The 4,007-nt window shown below is 32.5% G+C and carries 4 protein-coding genes and 1 pseudogene; all 5 read left to right on the top strand.

Features of this window, described 5'->3' with window-relative positions:
- Positions 1 to 432: 432 nt before the first annotated feature.
- The 5 genes and pseudogenes from BGC07_RS23865 (at position 433) to BGC07_RS19410 (ending at position 3,991) form a co-directional block, all read left to right on the top strand.
- Positions 433 to 1,544 (top strand): annotated as a pseudogene (locus BGC07_RS23865) (CDP-glycerol glycerophosphotransferase family protein).
- A gap of 1 nt (position 1,545) precedes the next feature.
- Complete coding sequence (locus BGC07_RS08600) at positions 1,546 to 2,283, top strand: glycosyltransferase family 2 protein (RefSeq protein ID WP_069312767.1); 738 nt, start codon at positions 1,546 to 1,548, stop codon at positions 2,281 to 2,283.
- A gap of 93 nt (positions 2,284 to 2,376) precedes the next feature.
- Positions 2,377 to 3,195 (top strand): hypothetical protein, encoded by an 819-nt coding sequence (locus BGC07_RS08595; protein ID WP_069312766.1) that lies wholly within the window; start codon positions 2,377 to 2,379, stop codon positions 3,193 to 3,195.
- The gene (locus tag BGC07_RS08590; protein WP_069312765.1) at positions 3,188 to 3,649 is read left to right on the top strand and encodes a hypothetical protein; all 462 of its coding nucleotides are present in this window, start codon (positions 3,188 to 3,190) and stop codon (positions 3,647 to 3,649) included. The genes BGC07_RS08595 and BGC07_RS08590 overlap by 8 nt, the downstream gene beginning before the upstream one ends.
- A 69-nt stretch (positions 3,650 to 3,718) precedes the next feature.
- Positions 3,719 to 3,991 (top strand): glycosyltransferase family protein, encoded by a 273-nt coding sequence (locus BGC07_RS19410; RefSeq protein ID WP_077216823.1) that lies wholly within the window; start codon positions 3,719 to 3,721, stop codon positions 3,989 to 3,991.
- Positions 3,992 to 4,007: the final 16 nt, after the last annotated feature.

Raw genomic sequence — 4,007 nt, 5'->3', positions numbered from 1 at the left:
AGGTACTCCGGAGCAGCTTATAGTGTTTTACCTACAGTTTTTGATAATCAGCTTTTTAAGGTGTATTTTTCTCTTATCTACTTTTACTGTTAACATAATATCAAATATTTACCTTATACCTGAATACCATATTTATGGCGCTTTGCTATCAGCGATTATAACTCTAATATGGCTTAATACATTATATTTTATTTACGCTAAGTATAGAGTTGGGTCATTTTGCATTTCATATAGAGCTGTATTTTGTTATATTTATTCTATCGTTATGATTGTTATTTTTATTTTTTATCATATTAACTTATGGTTAGCTGTGACTGTATCTTGTGTGGCGCTATTGACTACAGTGCAACTAGATATGTTTAAAATTAAAAGAGGTCTGCAGTATGCAGTCTAAATTAGTATTTGCAATGAAGTTTTTTATAAAGACTTTTTATGGTTTTTTTATTTTTTATCAGGTTTTTTATAAGGAATAAAAAAATAATTGTATTTGGTGCTTTTAAAAATAGCTATGCGGATAATTCACGTTATTTGTTTGAGCAATGCGATAAGGAGCTATCAGATTATGACTGCGTATGGATAACTAGCAGCAAATCTATAAGAAGCAAGCTAAAAGCACAGAATATGAAGTCTGCATATCGTTGGAGCATACGAGGTGTGTTTTTGTGTTTGCGTGCTAAGTACTATGTTTATAACTCTTACGTATCAGATATTAATTTTTGGTTTTCAAGAAGGGCGGTGTTTGTTAATTTATGGCATGGGATTCCTCTAAAAAAAATAGAATTTGATATCAGTGAAGGACCTTTGAAAAAAGTTTATCAGCCTAAAAATGAACTTATTTCTAAAATAATTAACCCGATTCCATATCAGAGACCTAGCTATATGTTTGCTCCATCAAATTATGTAGCTAAATTATTTCAGTCGGCATTCAGAGTTGAGAAAAAAATATCCTATGTGCTGGATATCCTAGAACAGACTATATGATGGAGCATAAAGAGAAAAAGAAGCAGTCTCTAACATATAATCGACTAATAACATACATGCCAACGTTCCGTCATGGCAATGATAATTTTGTGTTTGAGTCTGGAATCGATTTTGATGTTTTAAATAAATATCTTGAGAGGAATAATGACCTTTTATTGTTGAAATTTCATATTAATACGAAAATAGATAGAAATGCTTTTGCAGGGTATAAAAATATTAAGTTTGTCCATGAAAAAGAAAATCCATATGATTTAATTTGTGAGACTGATTTGCTAATTACAGACTATTCGTCAATAGCATATGACTACCTCTTGCTTGATCGCCCAATAATTTATTATCCTTTTGACTTGGACCAATATAAAAATACAGATCGAGCAATGTATACTGAATATGATGAGTTTGTTGCTGGACCAGTTGTTGAGACATTTGATGACTTATTGACTACTTTATTTAATGATGAAGACCTTAAAAAATCACTGCAAAGCCAAAGAAAAAGTGAAATTTGGGGTGAAAAAGTTATTGGCTGTTTTACAGTGTTTAAAACTAAACTTTTAGAGTGTTAATATGAAATTCTCGTTAATTTTATGTACCCTGGGTAGGTTTGATGATTTAGATAGATTATTTCAGTCTTTAATTGAACAAACATACCAAAATTTCGAAGTGATTGTGGTTGACCAAAATGATAAAGGCTACTTAGATAATGTGGTAGATAAATATAAGCACTCTATCTGTATTAAGCACTTTAATGTCGACTTTGTAGGTTTATCGAAAGCTAGAAATTTTGGTTTAAAGCATATTGATGGTGGAGTAGTTGCTTTCCCTGATGATGATTGTTGGTTTGGCGATGATTGTTTGCTCGAAAAGATATTAGGATTATTTAAGTCTGACTCTAGCGTTGACGCATTTAGTATGCCAGTTACCAATGAAGAGGGAGTTCAAGTTGTTATACCATGGCTTAGCTATGACTCTCCTGTAACCAAAAATAATATTTTTAATACGGTTACTTCTATTTCAGTGTTCATGAAGAAAAAGGTTGTTGATCAAGTAGGTGGGTTTGATGAAAATATGGGAGTAGGTTCACCTGGTATCATTGGTTCAGGGGAAGATGCAGACTATTTTTTGAGAATTATTTCAACATTCTCCATGTATTACAAGTCTGATTTATCTATCAATCACCCTATTATTATCCAACAGATGAACCGTGAAAGCTGTAAAAAAGCATACGCCTATGGGGTAGGATTAGGCTATATTTTGAAAAAATCACAATTTTTCTTTATATTTCAAATTGAGGCTTTTGTTTAGACCCTTTGTAGCAATATTTGTTTATTTTTATAAGCCGGAGAAAAGTACTTATTACTATAATATGCTCAAAGGAAGGCTCAAAGGTTTATTATTATGAGTCTGCAAAGTAAATTATTTGAGATTTTGCTTCTTGTACTATTTTTAACTGTAACTTTGTTTGAGGCAACCGCTTCTTTAGGGGTATATTCTGCTGTATGGTTTGCTTATTTGATTTCTAGGGTGTTTTTTGTTGGATCTCCCTGCAAATCTCCGATTCAAATTGTGATGCTATTTTTAAGTGCCTATGTTCTAGGGGGTTATTACTCTGATTTGCTAGGTGTGAGTTATTTCGATGTTTATTCAGATGTAATCTTAATTAACAGTTACTACTCCTTTGTCTCAATTTTATCAGCCTATATTATTTTAATGGTGATTTTTATAAAGGAGAATTTTAGCTATATAAATGAAAACTATAATACTGTTGTTGCTAGAGTGGCGGGAATTTCAAATGCTAAAGTAATCTTCGTTTGTTTGGTGTTTTTGTCTTTAGGGTTGCTTTTATGGGTGCAGTTGATTGTGAATGTTGGCCTTGTTAATTTAGTTCTACATGGAGGTCGTTTTGCTAGAGAACAAATGTCATTTTTTGGTAACCTGTATTTTCAATTGTTAATTATTCCATTAAGCATATTCTTGTATTATCGTGCTAGAAAAGAGGTCTGGTATAGGTCTGTTTTAATTTTTCTTTGTATTGGTTTTTTGTGGTTGCCTATTCTAATGGTAGGTGCTAGACAATATTTCGTTTTATTTTTGCTGCCGTTGCTACTGTTTCCTATGTATACAAGGCGATTAATGATTACATTGGTTTGTGTTTTTGGTGCGTTTTTTTTCGATAATACCAGTGGTGAGAGGAGGAGCTGGGTTTTCATTGGTTGATTTACCTTTAATGTTTAATGAATTTATACTGCCTCAGTATGTTAATTTCTTAACATCGACGTTATCTCACTTTCAGCTATCATACTTGTCGAGTCAGTCAAATTATTTCCATGGTATTTTTTCAATGCTTCCACATGTTTTAAGACCTGTAGACTATCAACCGTTAGGTATGTCATTTTGTTCGCTAAATATTACTAATGTTTGTTTAGGGGGCAGTCCTATAGCTGAGGCACGTATTTCTTTTCCTGGTTATACTTATTATGTGTTCTCAATGGTTGTTTTTTTTCTTATATTCTTTGTATTGAAGTTAGGTAAGAAATATCCGTATTTGTTGTTTTTTGGCATTCCCTACCTTTGCATATTTGGGCGTGCTGATGTGGCAGGGTTTATTTTCTTTGTTTTTTATTCGACACTGATTTTTAAACTATTAGTTGCAAAAATAAAGGTAAATTAGCCGATATTTGTAATCTAAGCTTGTATAAACTCAATATTAATAATGACATGTTGGAATTGATTAGGTGAGATGATATATATTAATACTCGCTCTCTATCTCAGAGAGTTACAGGTGTTCAGCGCTATTTAAGAGAGATTTTGCACAGGCTCCCAGAAGGTGTGGTTTCAAATGTTCAACCTGATGCAGCTTGTTCAGGGATAAAAGCTCATTTATGGGAACAGCTTTCTTTGCCTGTGAAAGTAAATGGTGGGCTGTTATGGTCTCCCTGTAATACTGGACCTGTTTTTTATCAAAATCAGGTGGTTACTATACATGATATGGCATTTTTACGAAAACCCTGAGTGGTACTCTAGGGAA

It is taken from the genome of Piscirickettsia litoralis, assembly GCF_001720395.1.
GTDB classification, from domain to species: Bacteria; Pseudomonadota; Gammaproteobacteria; order Piscirickettsiales; family Piscirickettsiaceae; genus Piscirickettsia; species Piscirickettsia litoralis.
Note: the sequence above shows the minus strand (reverse complement) of the source record. Positions and strands in the feature narration are given on the sequence as shown.

Excerpts from the sequence above, each read along its gene's own strand:
- BGC07_RS08600 (WP_069312767.1), top strand. The coding sequence starts at position 1,546 with ATGAAATTCTCGTTAATTTTATGTACCCTGGGTAGGTTTGATGATTTA.
- BGC07_RS08595 (WP_069312766.1), top strand. The coding sequence starts at position 2,377 with ATGAGTCTGCAAAGTAAATTATTTGAGATTTTGCTTCTTGTACTATTT.
- BGC07_RS19410 (WP_077216823.1), top strand. The coding sequence starts at position 3,719 with ATGATATATATTAATACTCGCTCTCTATCTCAGAGAGTTACAGGTGTT.